Origin of the sequence: Salmonella enterica subsp. arizonae, assembly GCF_008692845.1 — a bacterium.
GTDB classification, from domain to species: Bacteria; Pseudomonadota; Gammaproteobacteria; order Enterobacterales; family Enterobacteriaceae; genus Salmonella; species Salmonella arizonae.
The window spans coordinates 307079-320143 of record NZ_VXJW01000001.1 but is presented as its reverse complement, the minus strand read 5'-3'; the positions used below and the strand labels follow the sequence as shown (position 1 = coordinate 320143).

Below are 13065 nucleotides of genomic sequence, written 5' to 3'. Positions count from 1 at the left end.
AATGAGCGGCATGACCGTTAATGCGCGTAACCCCGGAGAAGATATGACCACAACATCGCCACAACGAATCGGAGGCTGGCTTCTTGGCCCGCTAGCCTGGCTGTTAGTCGCGTTGTTGAGCGCCTCGCTGGCGTTATTACTCTACGTTATGGCGCTCGCCACACCGCAAACGTTAAAGACACTTAGCGGACAGGAAACTGGTAATATACTGCTATGGGGCATCTCATTTATTACCGCTATCGCTATGTGGTACTATACCCTGTGGTTGACAATTGCATTCTTCAAGCGCAGACGCTGCGTGCCGAAGCATTACATTATCTGGCTGCTGGTGTCGGTTTTACTGGCGGTTAAAGCATTTGCCTTTTCGCCCGTATCAGATGCCTTTGCCGTGCGCCAGTTACTCTTTCCATTATTGGCAACGGCGCTCATTGTACCTTATCTCAAACGTTCTGCGCGCGTCAAAACAACGTTTGTTAATCCGTAATAACCCTACAGTTAACCTGTTGTCGCCTGTGATAGTTTGACAGATAATAGGCGGCTTTTTTATTTCAGGCCGAAACATGACTGATTACCTGTTGCTCTTTGTCGGAACTGTACTGGTCAATAACTTTGTACTGGTCAAGTTTCTGGGCCTTTGTCCCTTTATGGGCGTATCCAAAAAGCTGGAAACCGCCATGGGGATGGGCCTTGCGACGACCTTTGTCATGACGCTGGCGTCGATATGCGCCTGGCTTATCGATACCTGGATACTTATTCCGTTAGATCTGGTTTATCTGCGGACGCTATCCTTTATCCTCGTCATTGCCGTGGTCGTGCAATTTACCGAAATGGTTGTGCGGAAAACCAGCCCGGCGTTATACCGCTTGTTAGGGATCTTCCTACCACTGATTACCACTAACTGTGCGGTTCTGGGCGTGGCGTTACTGAATATAAATCTCGGTCATCACTTTCTTCAGTCGGCGTTGTACGGATTTTCCGCCGCCGTCGGTTTTTCGTTGGTGATGGTTCTGTTCGCCGCCATCCGCGAACGCCTCGCCGTGGCAGATGTGCCCGCGCCTTTTCGTGGTAACGCGATAGCGTTGATTACCGCAGGATTAATGTCTTTGGCCTTTATGGGCTTTAGTGGTTTGGTGAAGTTGTAATGAATACTATCTGGATTGCCGTTGGCGCCCTGACCTTTCTGGGTCTGGTGTTCGGCGCCATTCTGGGTTATGCCTCCCGCCGATTCGCGGTTGAAGATGATCCGGTTGTTGAAAAAATCGATGCGATTTTGCCGCAGAGCCAGTGTGGCCAGTGCGGCTATCCCGGATGCCGCCCCTACGCCGAAGCCGTGGGTCTCCAGGGCGAGAAAATTAATCGTTGCGCGCCCGGCGGTGAAGCCGTCATGCTGAAAATTGCGGAGCTGCTGAACGTAGAGCCGCAACCATGCGATGCTGAAGAACAGCAGGCCGCCCCAGTGCGTATGCTGGCGGTTATTGATGAAAATCACTGCATTGGTTGCACAAAATGCATTCAGGCCTGTCCGGTTGACGCTATCGTTGGCGCAACGCGCGCCATGCACACGGTCATGAGCGATCTCTGTACCGGCTGTAATCTGTGCGTCGATCCGTGTCCGACGCACTGTATCGAATTACGTCCGGTGAATGAGACGCCCGACAGTTGGAAATGGGATTTGAACACCATTCCCGTTCGCATCATTCCCGTGGAACAACATGCTTAAACTATTTTCCGCTTTCAGAAAAGATAAAATCTGGGATTTCGACGGCGGTATTCATCCGCCTGAAATGAAGACCCAGTCAAACGGCACGCCGCTGCGTCAGATACCTTTAGCACCGCGTTTCGTTATCCCCTTAAAGCAGCACATTGGCGCTGAGGGTGAGCTGTGCGTCAGCGTCGGCGATCGCGTGCTGCGCGGCCAGGCGCTCACCCATGGACGCGGGAAAATGCTGCCGGTACACGCTCCCACCTCCGGGACGGTTATCGCTGTTGCGCCCCACTCGACGGCGCATCCTTCGGCGCTGGCGGAATTGAGCGTCATCATTGATGCCGACGGCGAAGATCGCTGGATTGAACGCGAGGGCTGGTCTGATTACCGCGCCCACAGCCGCGAAGCGCTCATTGAGCGCATTCACCAGTATGGCGTTGCCGGGCTTGGCGGCGCAGGGTTTCCCACTGGCGTAAAATTACAGGGTGGCATTGATAAGATCACCACGCTTATTATCAATGCCGCAGAGTGCGAACCTTACATCACGGCGGACGATCGTCTGATGCAGGACTGCGCTGCGCAGATTGTCGAAGGTATTCGCATCCTGGCGTATATTCTGCAACCGCGTGAGGTATTAATCGGTATTGAAGATAACAAACCGCAGGCTATTTCCATGCTGCGCGCTGTTCTGGCTGACGCCCACGATATTTCGTTACGCGTTATCCCAACAAAATATCCTTCCGGCGGCGCGAAACAACTCACCCAAATACTGACGGGAAAACAAGTTCCCCACGGCGGGCGCTCCTCTGATATTGGCGTGCTGATGCAAAACGTCGGTACGGCTTATGCCGTGAAACGCGCCGTGGTTGACGGCGAACCGATAACAGAGCGTGTCGTCACCTTAACGGGCGAAGCGGTAAGCCGTCCGGGTAACATCTGGGCGCGGCTCGGAACTCCCGTTCGTCATTTGCTTAACAATGCCGGTTTTTGTCCTTCCGCTGACCAAATGGTCATCATGGGCGGTCCGTTGATGGGATTCACCCTTCCCTGGCTTGACGTACCGGTCGTAAAAATCACCAACTGCCTGCTGGCGCCATCCGCGACTGAAATGGGGGCACCTCAGGAAGAGACAAGCTGTATTCGTTGCAGCGCTTGCGCTGACGCCTGCCCTGCCGACCTTTTACCGCAGCAGCTTTATTGGTTCAGCAAAGGGCAGCAGCATGACAAGGCTACCGCTCACCATATCGCCGATTGTATAGAATGCGGTGCCTGCGCCTGGGTCTGTCCCAGTAATATTCCGCTCGTCCAATATTTCCGTCAGGAAAAAGCGGAGATTAATGCGATCAGGCTTGAAGAAAAACGCGCCGCCGAAGCGAAAGCGCGTTTTGAGGCTCGTCAGGCGAGACTGGAGCGCGAAAAAGCCGCCCGCCTTGCACGTCACAAGAGCGCGGCCGTACAACCCGCGGCAAAAGATCAGGATGCCATTGCCGCTGCGCTGGCACGGGTAAAAGAGAAACAGGCGCAAGCCACGCAGCCAGTGATTATTCAGGCGGGTAGTCTGCCGGACAATAGCGCCGCGATCGCGGCCCGTGAAGCACGTAAAGCGCAAGCGCGCGCTAAACAAGCCGGTCATCCGATGGCTGACAGCGCGACAAGCGGCGACGATCCGCGTAAAGCCGCGGTAGAAGCAGCCATCGCCCGCGCCAAAGCCCGTAAGCAGGAACAGCAGGCCATAAGCGAAGCTGCCGAACCGGTCGATCCGCGTAAAGCCGCGGTAGAAGCAGCCATCGCCCGCGCCAAAGCCCGTAAGCAGGAGCTGCAGGCCGCAAGCGAAGCTGCCGAACCGGTCGACCCGCGTAAAGCTGCGGTGGAAGCAGCCATCGCCCGCGCCAAAGCCCGTAAGCAGGAGCTGCAGGCCGCAAGCGAAGCTGCCGAACCGGTCGACCCGCGTAAAGCCGCGGTTGCTGCGGCTATCGCCCGCGTCCAGGCCAAAAAAGCAGCACAGCAGCAGGTTGTTAAAGAGGAATAAATGGTATTCAGAATCGCAAGCTCGCCTTATACCCATAACCAGCGCCAGACATCGCGAATCATGTTGCTGGTGTTAATTGCCGCTCTGCCGGGGGTTGCCGCGCAGACGTGGTTTTTTGGTTGGGGAACGTTTTTCCAGATCGTTCTGGCTGCCGTCACGGCGCTCTTCGCTGAAGCTATTGTCCTTAGCCTGCGCAAACAATCGATCGCCAGTCGCCTGAAGGATTATTCCGCGTTATTGACGGGGCTTTTGCTGGCGGTCAGTATCCCTCCGCTCGCACCCTGGTGGATGATTGTATTGGGGACGGGGTTCGCCATTATTATCGCCAAACAGTTATATGGCGGCCTGGGGCAAAACCCCTTTAATCCGGCAATGATCGGTTACGTAGTGTTATTAATCTCCTTTCCAGTGCAAATGACAAGCTGGTTGCCGCCTTATGAAATAGCCGCAACAACGCCCGATATGCTGGACACGTTGCGAATGATTTTTACCGGGCATACCGCCAGCGGCGGCGATCTGACACTGCTACGTATAGGGATTGATGGTATTAGCCAAGCGACGCCGCTGGATACGTTTAAAACGTCTTTGCGCGCCGGGCATTCCGTTAAGCAAATTATGCAGTATCCGATATACAGCGGCGTGCTGGCCGGCGTGGGCTGGCAGTGGGTTAACCTCGCCTGGCTTGTCGGCGGCGTTTTTCTGCTGTGGCAGAAAACTATCCGCTGGCATATCCCGGTCAGTTTTCTGGTCACGCTGGCGCTATGCGCTACGTTAGGTTGGCTTTTCTCGCCTGGTACGCTGGCCTCGCCACAGCTTCATCTGCTGTCAGGCGCCACCATGCTGGGCGCGTTTTTTATCTTAACAGATCCGGTTACCGCCTCCACGACCAACCGTGGACGTTTAATTTTCGGCGCGCTGGCTGGGGTATTAGTGTGGCTGATTCGCAGCTTCGGCGGTTACCCGGACGGCGTTGCTTTTGCCGTCCTGTTGGCAAATATCACGGTTCCTCTGATCGACTACTACACGCGTCCCCGCGTCTATGGACATCGCAAAGGATAAACCATGCTGAAAACGATTCGTAAACACGGTATTACGCTGGCGCTCTTTGCCGCAGGTTCTACGGGATTGACCGCGGTGATTAATCAGATGACCAAATCAACCATCCACGAACAAGCGCTGCAACAACAGCATGCTTTGTTCGATCAGGTATTGCCGCCAGATCGTTACAATAATAATCTGCAAGAGAGCTGTTATCTGGTCGATGCGCCCGCCCTCGGCAAAGGCATACACCGTGTTTTTATCGCTCGCAAGGATGATACACCCGTCGCGGTTATCATGGAGGCCACCGCGCCAGATGGCTATTCCGGCGCTATCCGGCTCATCGTTGGCGCAGACTTCAACGGCACAATCCTGGGGACGCGCGTTACGGAACATCATGAAACGCCAGGGTTGGGTGATAAAATCGAACGCCGTCTGTCTGACTGGATTACCCATTTTAGCGGTAAAACTATCAGCGGGGAAAATGATACGCACTGGGCGGTAAAAAAAGATGGCGGTGATTTTGATCAATTTACCGGCGCGACAATTACGCCGCGCGCTGTGGTGAATGCGGTTAAGCGCGCCGGACTGTACGCCGAATCTCTGCCCGCTCAGCTCCCCCACTTAACCGCCTGTGGAGAATAACCATGAGCGAAATAAAAGACATTGTTGTTCAGGGATTGTGGAAAAATAACTCCGCTCTGGTGCAGCTACTTGGCCTGTGCCCCTTACTCGCTGTAACGTCTACGGCAACCAATGCCCTGGGGCTAGGTCTTGCCACGACGTTGGTATTAACGCTGACGAACCTGACTGTTTCCGCGCTACGTCGCTGGACGCCGGCGGAAATCCGTATCCCGATTTACGTTATGATCATAGCCTCGGTGGTAAGCGCAGTGCAGATGCTGATCAATGCGTATGCTTTCGGTTTGTATCAGTCTTTAGGGATTTTTATTCCGCTGATTGTAACGAACTGCATTGTTGTCGGGCGCGCTGAAGCGTTTGCCGCGAAAAAAGGGCCGTGGCTTTCCGCGCTGGACGGTTTTTCCATCGGTATGGGCGCGACAGGCGCCATGTTCGTGCTGGGCTCGCTGCGCGAGATCCTCGGGAATGGAACGCTTTTCGATGGCGCGGATAGCCTGCTGGGAAGCTGGGCAAAAGTATTACGAGTCGAGATATTTCACACCGACTCGCCTTTCCTGCTGGCGATGCTGCCGCCAGGCGCGTTTATCGGCCTGGGACTCATGCTGGCGGTAAAATATCTTATTGATGAAAAAATGAAGAAACGCCGCGCCGCAACCGCCCCTTCCGCTGTTCCGGCAGGCGAAACAGGGAAAGTCTGATGAATAAAGCAAAAAGGCTGGAAATTCTGACGCGCCTGCGCGACAACAACCCGCACCCCACAACAGAACTCAATTTCACGTCTCCGTTTGAGTTGCTGATTGCCGTGTTGCTTTCCGCCCAGGCAACCGACGTCAGCGTGAACAAGGCTACCGCCAAACTTTACCCGGTTGCTAATACGCCATCCGCGATGCTGGAACTGGGCGTAGAGGGTGTGAAATCCTATATCAAAACCATCGGTTTATTTAACAGTAAAGCGGAAAACGTGATTAAGACCTGCCGTATTTTACTGGAAAAGCATAACGGTGAAGTACCGGAGGATCGGGCAGCGCTGGAAGCGCTTCCCGGCGTGGGACGAAAAACGGCTAACGTAGTGCTCAATACCGCCTTCGGCTGGCCGACAATCGCCGTTGATACGCATATATTTCGTGTATGCAACCGAACCCAGTTCGCGCCCGGTAAAAATGTCGAGCAGGTTGAAGAGAAGCTGCTGAAAGTGGTGCCGAGTGAGTTCAAAGTAGACTGCCATCACTGGTTAATTTTGCATGGACGCTATACCTGTATCGCCCGAAAACCCCGCTGCGGCTCCTGCCTTATTGAAGATCTTTGCGAATACAAAGAAAAAGTCGATATTTGACATTGTCGGAGTGCGACCGTGACGCCAGCGTACTCCCCTTTTTGTCTTTATTCATTTTAGCCATCAATCATTCCAGCCTCTGTCCTTTTGCAGATGCAATATGCTTTCGTTTTCCCCCTCGTCAGGTTAATCATATTTTTAATAGCAAAAATTTCTATCTATACGTGATCAAGATCACTTTGATAACTTCATGTGAAATTTAGTGACATCTAAGGTTACATTTACAACCGGATAGACTGATGCTCCGTTTTCACTACAAAACATTACTCTACTATTTTTTCAGATAATGGCCTATATCACTACCTTTCACCTAAAATAGCAGAAGATATCGCCTTTCACCCAAGATTGTGACCGTTACGCAGTGTAAAAATCTGCCATTCTTCAAATGAAAAAATTTAACGCTGCATAACATTTCTGCCGTCCGACGATTCGACCAGAACAGTTATATGTAACAGATTATTACAAAGGTCTTGTCTGAAGAGGAAAGATAGTGAACATTACCTGCCGTTTCCCCTCCAATATAACAATCGGACGGATGAGTCTGACTCATCACGCGCCAGACAATCCCTGTTAATACAGGGCGTAAAAAAGAGGTAAAAGTGTCTACTGCAAACAATAAACCAACTGAAAGCGTCAGTTTGAACGCTTTCAAACAACCGAAGGCGTTCTATCTTATCTTCTCGATAGAGTTATGGGAGCGTTTTGGTTATTACGGCCTGCAAGGCATTATGGCCGTCTACCTGGTAAAACAACTGGGTATGTCAGAAGCGGATTCCATCACCCTTTTCTCTTCCTTCAGCGCACTGGTGTACGGCCTGGTAGCGATTGGCGGCTGGCTAGGGGATAAAATCCTGGGCACCAAACGCGTTATCATGCTGGGCGCAGTGGTGCTGGCTATCGGTTATGCGCTCGTCGCATGGTCCGGGCATGACGCTGGCATCGTCTATATGGGCATGGCGGCTATCGCTGTGGGGAACGGCCTGTTTAAAGCCAACCCGTCTTCTCTGCTGTCTACCTGTTATGCGAAGGACGATCCGCGTCTCGACGGCGCATTTACGATGTATTATATGTCCGTCAACATCGGCTCCTTCTTCTCCATGCTGGCGACGCCGTGGCTGGCGGCGCGTTATGGCTGGAGCACCGCGTTTGCGCTTAGCGTCGTCGGTATGCTGATAACCGTCGTTAACTTTGCTTTCTGTCAGCGCTGGGTGAAAAGCTACGGTTCTAAACCCGACTTTGAACCGCTCAACTTCCGTAACCTGCTGCTGACGATTGTTGGTATTGTCGTTCTGATTGCTGTGGCGACCTGGCTGCTGCACAACCAGGATATCGCACGTATGGCGCTGGGCGTTATCGCGCTTGGTATCGTCATTATCTTCGGTAAAGAAGCGGTTTCCATGCACGGCTCGGCTCGCCGTAAAATGATCGTCGCCTTTATTTTGATGCTGCAGGCGATTATCTTCTTTGTGCTGTACAGCCAGATGCCGACGTCGCTGAACTTCTTCGCGATTCGTAACGTTGAGCACTCGATTCTCGGTATCGCCTTCGAGCCTGAACAGTATCAGGCGCTGAACCCGTTCTGGATCATTATCGGCAGCCCTATTCTGGCCACTATTTATAACAAGATGGGCGATACGTTGCCGATGCCGATGAAATTCGCCATTGGTATGGTGCTGTGTTCCGGCGCATTCCTGGTTCTGCCGCTGGGTGCCAAATTTGCAAATGATGCCGGCATCGTATCCGTAAGCTGGCTGATTGCGAGCTATGGTCTGCAAAGTATCGGTGAGCTGATGATCTCCGGTCTGGGACTGGCAATGGTCGCGCAGTTGGTTCCGCAGCGTCTGATGGGCTTCATCATGGGTAGCTGGTTCCTGACAACGGCTGGCGCTAACATCATCGGCGGTTATGTCGCCAACATGATGGCGGTGCCAAGCGACGTGACTGACCCGCTAATGTCTCTGGAAGTCTATGGTCGCGTATTTATGCAGATTGGCGTAGCAACCGCAGTTATCGCCGTCCTGATGCTGCTGACAGCGCCTAAGCTGAACCGTATGACCCAAGATGATGATACCACTGAGAAAGGCTCTAAAGCCGCTACAGTTTAATTTCCCGGGAAACAACATTCAGGCCGCTAACTGTGCGTTAGCGGCTTTTTTTTTGCGCATCCGCGCACTACCATACTTTAAACCTCAGCAAAAAGGAGTTACCGATGAAACTGTTCTACAAACCGGGTGCCTGCTCTCTTGCTTCCCACATAACCCTGCGCGAAATTGGCAAAGACTTTACGCTCGATGGCGTCGATCTCGCGAAAAAGCTCCTGGAAAACGGCGATGATTACCTGGCAGTAAACCCTAAAGGACAGGTTCCGGCTCTGCTTCTGGATGACGGCACGTTGTTGACTGAAGGCGTCGCCATTATGCAGTACCTCGCCGATAGCGTCCCCGACCGCCAGCTTCTGGCGCCTGTAAGCAGCCTTGCCCGTTACCATACGCTGGAATGGCTCAACTATATTGCAACGGAACTGCATAAAGGCTTTACCCCGCTGTTCCGCCCTGACACACCGGAAACAATTAAACCTGCCGTTCGCGCCGGTCTGGAAAAGAAATTTCAGTATGTTGACGAGGCGCTTTCAGACGACCAGTGGATTTGCGGCCAGCGTTTTACTATCGCGGACGCTTATCTATTTACCGTATTGCGTTGGGCATATGGCGTAAACCTGAATATGAGCGGGTTTACGCATATTGAAAGTTATATGAAGCGTGTCGCGGAAAGACCGACCGTTGCGGCAGCGCTTAAGGCGGAAGGACTGAAGTAATATCATTTTGCCGGATAGCGCGCTTTACCGCCATCCGGCATTTTTTCAGCAGCAATAATTACAGCCGCGTTGCGCTGAAATAGTGTTCAGGATTAGCGATCCGATCCTGGGCCGCCACGACCTGCAGCTCATACTCCTGCATCGCTTTGGTAGCGATCATTATCTCATAGACTGCCGCCGTAACATGCTCCAGCGCCTGTTGTAATGTTGCACCCTGCAAAAGTTTGACCAACAATAAACCACTAGTGACATCACCAACGCCAACCGGCTGACGTAAGCCGAAATCCACCAGCGGACGACTAATATGCCAGGCTTCCTGCGCCGTCACTAGCAGCATTTCAAAGCGATCCGAACTGTAACCAGCACGGGCGAGATGTTTTACCAGCACGATCTCTGGTCCATGAGCAATCAGTTCTCGTGCTGCCTGCACGGCTTCATTCGCATTGTTGACGGTATGCTTGCTGAGAATTTCCAGTTCAATGAGGTTAGGCGCGATAATATCGCTGGCGGGTAGCGCATAACGCACATGGAATTCTGCAACGCCTGGCGCCACGATACAGCCCTTTTCCGGATGTCCCATTACGGGATCGCAGAAATATTTTGCCTGCGGATTTGCCGCTTTAACCTGGCGCACAATATCGAGAATGTGTTCTCCCTGCTCGGCAGATCCCAGATAACCGCTGAGTACGGCGTCGCAGTGTGCTAACTGGCCTATGTCCGCAATCCCCTGGACAATCTCAGTCAGATGACTGGGCGGCATGACGCAACCGGTCCATTTACCATATTGCGTGTGGTTAGAAAACTGAACGGTATTCAGCGGCCAGACATTTGCGCCAAGACGACGCATCGGAAATTCGGCAGCGCTGTTGCCCGCATGTCCGAAAACAACATGGGACTGGATAGCGAGGATATTCTTCATTTTTTTACCTGAACATTAAAAATAAGGGAGTGATTTCTCACTCCCTGTTACTTAATGCCTTATTTCCAGCAAATCAGACAATAATTCTTTTTGCCGCGACGCAGTAAGGTATAGCGGCCAAACAGGCGGTCCTCATCGTTAAAGATGTATTCAGGATCGGATTGTTTTTCACCATTGATAGTGACAGCATTGGAAGCGATAGTCTTACGCGCCTGACCACGTGACGGCTGGAGTTCGGCATCTACCAGCGCCTGCATCAGGTCGGTACCTTTTTCCAGTTCGATCATCGGCACGCCGTCCTGAGCGAGTTGTTCAAAGTCCGCTTCGCTCAGTTCGCCCAGACTACCGTTAAAGAGACTTTCGGTAATACGTTTCGCCGCAATCAGTCCCTCTTCGCCGTGAACCAGACGCGTCACCTGCTCGGCCAGCACATACTGAGCGCGCGGCGCTTTACCGCTGTTTTTATCTTCTTCTTCCAGGGCATTGATCTCTTCAATATCCATAAAAGTGAAGAATTTCAGGAAGCGATAAACGTCGGCATCCGCCGTGTTAATCCAGAACTGGTAGAATTTGTACGGACTGGTTTTCTTCGGATCCAGCCAGACAGCGCCGCCTTCGGTTTTACCGAATTTCGTGCCGTCAGCTTTGGTGATTAGAGGAACGGTTAAACCAAATACCTGATTCTGGTGTAGACGACGAGTAAGATCGATACCGGAAGTGATGTTGCCCCACTGGTCAGAACCACCAATCTGTAACGCAACACCGTGCAATTTATTCAGGCACGCGAAATCGTACCCCTGTAGCAGGTTATAAGAGAACTCAGTGAAAGAGATACCCTGATCGTCACGGTTCAGACGCTGCTTCACTGCTTCTTTATTAATCATCTGATTAACGGAAAAATGTTTACCGATATCGCGCAGGAAAGTCAGCACATTCATGCTGCCGAACCAGTCGTAGTTATTGGCCGCGATGGCGGAGTTTTCGCCACAATCAAAGTCCAGGAACGGGGCAACCTGTTTACGAATTTTTGCTACCCACTCCTGAACGGTCTCTTCAGTGTTCAGCTTACGCTCGGCGGCTTTAAAACTTGGATCACCAATCAGACCGGTCGCGCCGCCTACCAGCGCAACAGGTTTATGCCCCGCCTGCTGGAAGCGTTTCAGGCATAACAATGGAACCAGATGCCCCAAATGCAAGCTGTCAGCGGTAGGATCGAAGCCGCAATAGAGCGCGATCGGGCCTTGCGCAAGTCGCTCTGCCAACGCGTCTTCGTCCGTCACCTGGGCTACCAGCCCCCGCTCTTGCAATTGTTTAATCAAGTTACTGCTTGCCATCAAAATCTCCATGTATAAAACGACTGCACCTTTGCCGGTACACGACTTTTCGCCAGACGCGAAAGAGACATAGCATAAAACGGCGGATTCATCCGCACCAGTGCTTAAAACAAGAATTTTGCATCTTTAGGGCGCAAGACGGTCGATTTTCCACGCGCCGTCATCGCGTTGGTATAAAAAGCGATCGTGCAGGCGATGTTCGCCGCCCTGCCAGAACTCCATCTGTTCGATACTCACGCGAAAACCGCCCCAGAAGCTGGGCAACGGAACTTCACCCTGTTGAAACTTCTGCTTGAGCTCAAGGAATTTACTTTCGAGGATACCGCGCGCGGAAATACGGCTGGATTGTTTAGAGACCCATGCGCCGATCTGGCTGTCACGCGGACGGCTGTGGAAATACCGCACCACATCAAGCGTAGAGAGACGCTCGGCCATGCCCGTCACCATCACCTGGCGTTCAAGCATATGCCAAGGGAATAACAGACAGATACGCGGATTGTGCTCAATTTGATGCGCCTTGCGGCTTCCCAGGTTGGTATAAAAGACCAACCCTTTTTCGTCGTAATGTTTGAGCAACACAATACGCTGGTACGGCTGCCCCTTATCATCTACGGTCGCCACGACCATTGCCGTCGGATCGGCCAATCGGGCGTCGCACGCTTGCCCAAGCCAGCGCTCAAACAAGGTTAACGGTTCAGTGGGTAAATCGCGGCGACGCAAGCCGCCTTTCGTGTATTCACGGCGCAGATGCGCGATCTGCTGTAATTGGTCGTTATCAGACATGGCGTTGATCAAAAATAAGCAGTGGGTGGCGCTATTGTGCGCCCCCATGCTGAAAATCTCAACGCTTCGGATTTTGTAACTGACAGTTATTTAGCACAATTCTGTCTCGTTTATAGACCGTGGCGCTCTCACCTTGCGACCAGAAAACGAAAATCCCATCCGTATAACGCGCGCCTGAAGCCGAGATTCCTTGTTTCAGGGTCAGCAGTTTGTTGTCATAAACAAAACTGACTTCTTCGCGCGGGTTATTGACGTTAACGGTAAGCGGCTTCTCATCACACTGGTATTCCAGCGTATCCGTTTGCATACGTTCAACAAATTGATGGTAAACGCTACAGCCGGCCAGCAGCGCAGGCAAACACATTATTACTATCTTTTTCATAGACATATCCCGAAAGCTCTCCTGCTTCTGGAGAGGTAAACGCCCCTTACTGACCTCTCTAGTTTACCGATATATCGCCCGGGAA

Annotated in this window: 14 protein-coding genes; 10 read left to right on the top strand and 4 right to left on the bottom strand. The window is 52.4% G+C overall.

Annotation, left to right across the window (positions count from 1 at the left end):
• The first annotated feature begins 43 nt into the window (after positions 1–43).
• From F4V61_RS01725 to gstA, 10 genes are all read left to right on the top strand, one after another.
• Positions 44–484: a DUF2569 domain-containing protein gene (locus tag F4V61_RS01725; protein WP_080161132.1), complete on the top strand. Its 441-nt coding sequence runs from the start codon at positions 44–46 to the stop codon at positions 482–484.
• Between the two features lie 76 nt (positions 485–560).
• Positions 561–1142 carry an electron transport complex subunit RsxA gene (rsxA, locus tag F4V61_RS01720; RefSeq protein ID WP_000133184.1) on the top strand — a complete coding sequence of 194 codons (582 nt, stop codon included), beginning with the start codon at positions 561–563 and terminating at the stop codon, positions 1140–1142.
• On the top strand, positions 1142–1720 hold the full coding sequence (gene rsxB, locus F4V61_RS01715) for an electron transport complex subunit RsxB (RefSeq protein ID WP_038396051.1): 579 nt from the start codon (positions 1142–1144) through the stop codon (positions 1718–1720). Before rsxA ends, rsxB begins: the two co-directional genes overlap by 1 nt.
• Positions 1713–3734: an electron transport complex subunit RsxC gene (rsxC, locus tag F4V61_RS01710; RefSeq protein WP_085385980.1), complete on the top strand. Its 2022-nt coding sequence runs from the start codon at positions 1713–1715 to the stop codon at positions 3732–3734. The genes rsxB and rsxC overlap by 8 nt, the downstream gene beginning before the upstream one ends.
• Positions 3735–4793 (top strand): electron transport complex subunit RsxD, encoded by a 1059-nt coding sequence (gene rsxD, locus F4V61_RS01705; RefSeq protein ID WP_079781627.1) that lies wholly within the window; start codon positions 3735–3737, stop codon positions 4791–4793.
• A gap of 3 nt (positions 4794–4796) precedes the next feature.
• Entirely contained in the window at positions 4797–5417 is a 621-nt protein-coding gene (gene rsxG / locus F4V61_RS01700) for an electron transport complex subunit RsxG (RefSeq protein WP_000920818.1), read from the top strand.
• Positions 5418–5419: 2 nt separating this feature from the next.
• Positions 5420–6112 carry an electron transport complex subunit E gene (locus F4V61_RS01695; RefSeq protein ID WP_058345334.1) on the top strand — a complete coding sequence of 231 codons (693 nt, stop codon included), beginning with the start codon at positions 5420–5422 and terminating at the stop codon, positions 6110–6112.
• The gene (nth, locus tag F4V61_RS01690) at positions 6112–6747 is read left to right on the top strand and encodes an endonuclease III (protein WP_001030323.1); all 636 of its coding nucleotides are present in this window, start codon (positions 6112–6114) and stop codon (positions 6745–6747) included. The genes F4V61_RS01695 and nth overlap by 1 nt, the downstream gene beginning before the upstream one ends.
• Before the next feature lie 599 nt (positions 6748–7346).
• Positions 7347–8852: a dipeptide/tripeptide permease DtpA gene (gene dtpA, locus F4V61_RS01685; protein ID WP_079781628.1), complete on the top strand. Its 1506-nt coding sequence runs from the start codon at positions 7347–7349 to the stop codon at positions 8850–8852.
• Between the two features lie 104 nt (positions 8853–8956).
• Positions 8957–9562 carry a glutathione transferase GstA gene (gene gstA / locus F4V61_RS01680; RefSeq protein WP_080161013.1) on the top strand — a complete coding sequence of 202 codons (606 nt, stop codon included), beginning with the start codon at positions 8957–8959 and terminating at the stop codon, positions 9560–9562.
• A 58-nt stretch (positions 9563–9620) separates the two neighbouring features.
• On the opposite strand, the gene pdxY is transcribed toward gstA, so the two are convergent.
• The 4 genes from pdxY to mliC form a co-directional block, all read right to left on the bottom strand.
• A complete protein-coding gene (pdxY, locus tag F4V61_RS01675) occupies positions 9621–10481 on the bottom strand; it encodes a pyridoxal kinase PdxY (protein WP_000789730.1) in 861 nt (286 codons plus the stop codon).
• 59 nt (positions 10482–10540) lie between these two features.
• Complete coding sequence (gene tyrS, locus F4V61_RS01670) at positions 10541–11815, bottom strand: tyrosine--tRNA ligase (protein WP_000168623.1); 1275 nt, start codon at positions 11813–11815, stop codon at positions 10541–10543.
• 126 nt (positions 11816–11941) lie between these two features.
• The gene (pdxH, locus tag F4V61_RS01665) at positions 11942–12598 is read right to left on the bottom strand and encodes a pyridoxamine 5'-phosphate oxidase (protein ID WP_080161060.1); all 657 of its coding nucleotides are present in this window, start codon (positions 12596–12598) and stop codon (positions 11942–11944) included.
• A 58-nt stretch (positions 12599–12656) separates the two neighbouring features.
• Positions 12657–12986 carry a C-type lysozyme inhibitor gene (mliC, locus tag F4V61_RS01660; RefSeq protein ID WP_058345337.1) on the bottom strand — a complete coding sequence of 110 codons (330 nt, stop codon included), beginning with the start codon at positions 12984–12986 and terminating at the stop codon, positions 12657–12659.
• Positions 12987–13065 lie beyond the last annotated feature (79 nt).

Coding starts and splice junctions, on each gene's coding strand:
- nth (WP_001030323.1), top strand. CDS start 6,112: ATGAATAAAGCAAAAAGGCTGGAAATTCTGACGCGCCTGCGCGACAAC.
- F4V61_RS01695 (WP_058345334.1), top strand. CDS start 5,420: ATGAGCGAAATAAAAGACATTGTTGTTCAGGGATTGTGGAAAAATAAC.
- tyrS (WP_000168623.1), bottom strand. CDS start 11,815: ATGGCAAGCAGTAACTTGATTAAACAATTGCAAGAGCGGGGGCTGGTA.
- rsxD (WP_079781627.1), top strand. CDS start 3,735: ATGGTATTCAGAATCGCAAGCTCGCCTTATACCCATAACCAGCGCCAG.
- rsxA (WP_000133184.1), top strand. CDS start 561: ATGACTGATTACCTGTTGCTCTTTGTCGGAACTGTACTGGTCAATAAC.
- rsxB (WP_038396051.1), top strand. CDS start 1,142: ATGAATACTATCTGGATTGCCGTTGGCGCCCTGACCTTTCTGGGTCTG.
- F4V61_RS01725 (WP_080161132.1), top strand. CDS start 44: ATGACCACAACATCGCCACAACGAATCGGAGGCTGGCTTCTTGGCCCG.
- pdxH (WP_080161060.1), bottom strand. CDS start 12,598: ATGTCTGATAACGACCAATTACAGCAGATCGCGCATCTGCGCCGTGAA.
- mliC (WP_058345337.1), bottom strand. CDS start 12,986: ATGTCTATGAAAAAGATAGTAATAATGTGTTTGCCTGCGCTGCTGGCC.
- gstA (WP_080161013.1), top strand. CDS start 8,957: ATGAAACTGTTCTACAAACCGGGTGCCTGCTCTCTTGCTTCCCACATA.
- pdxY (WP_000789730.1), bottom strand. CDS start 10,481: ATGAAGAATATCCTCGCTATCCAGTCCCATGTTGTTTTCGGACATGCG.
- rsxG (WP_000920818.1), top strand. CDS start 4,797: ATGCTGAAAACGATTCGTAAACACGGTATTACGCTGGCGCTCTTTGCC.
- rsxC (WP_085385980.1), top strand. CDS start 1,713: ATGCTTAAACTATTTTCCGCTTTCAGAAAAGATAAAATCTGGGATTTC.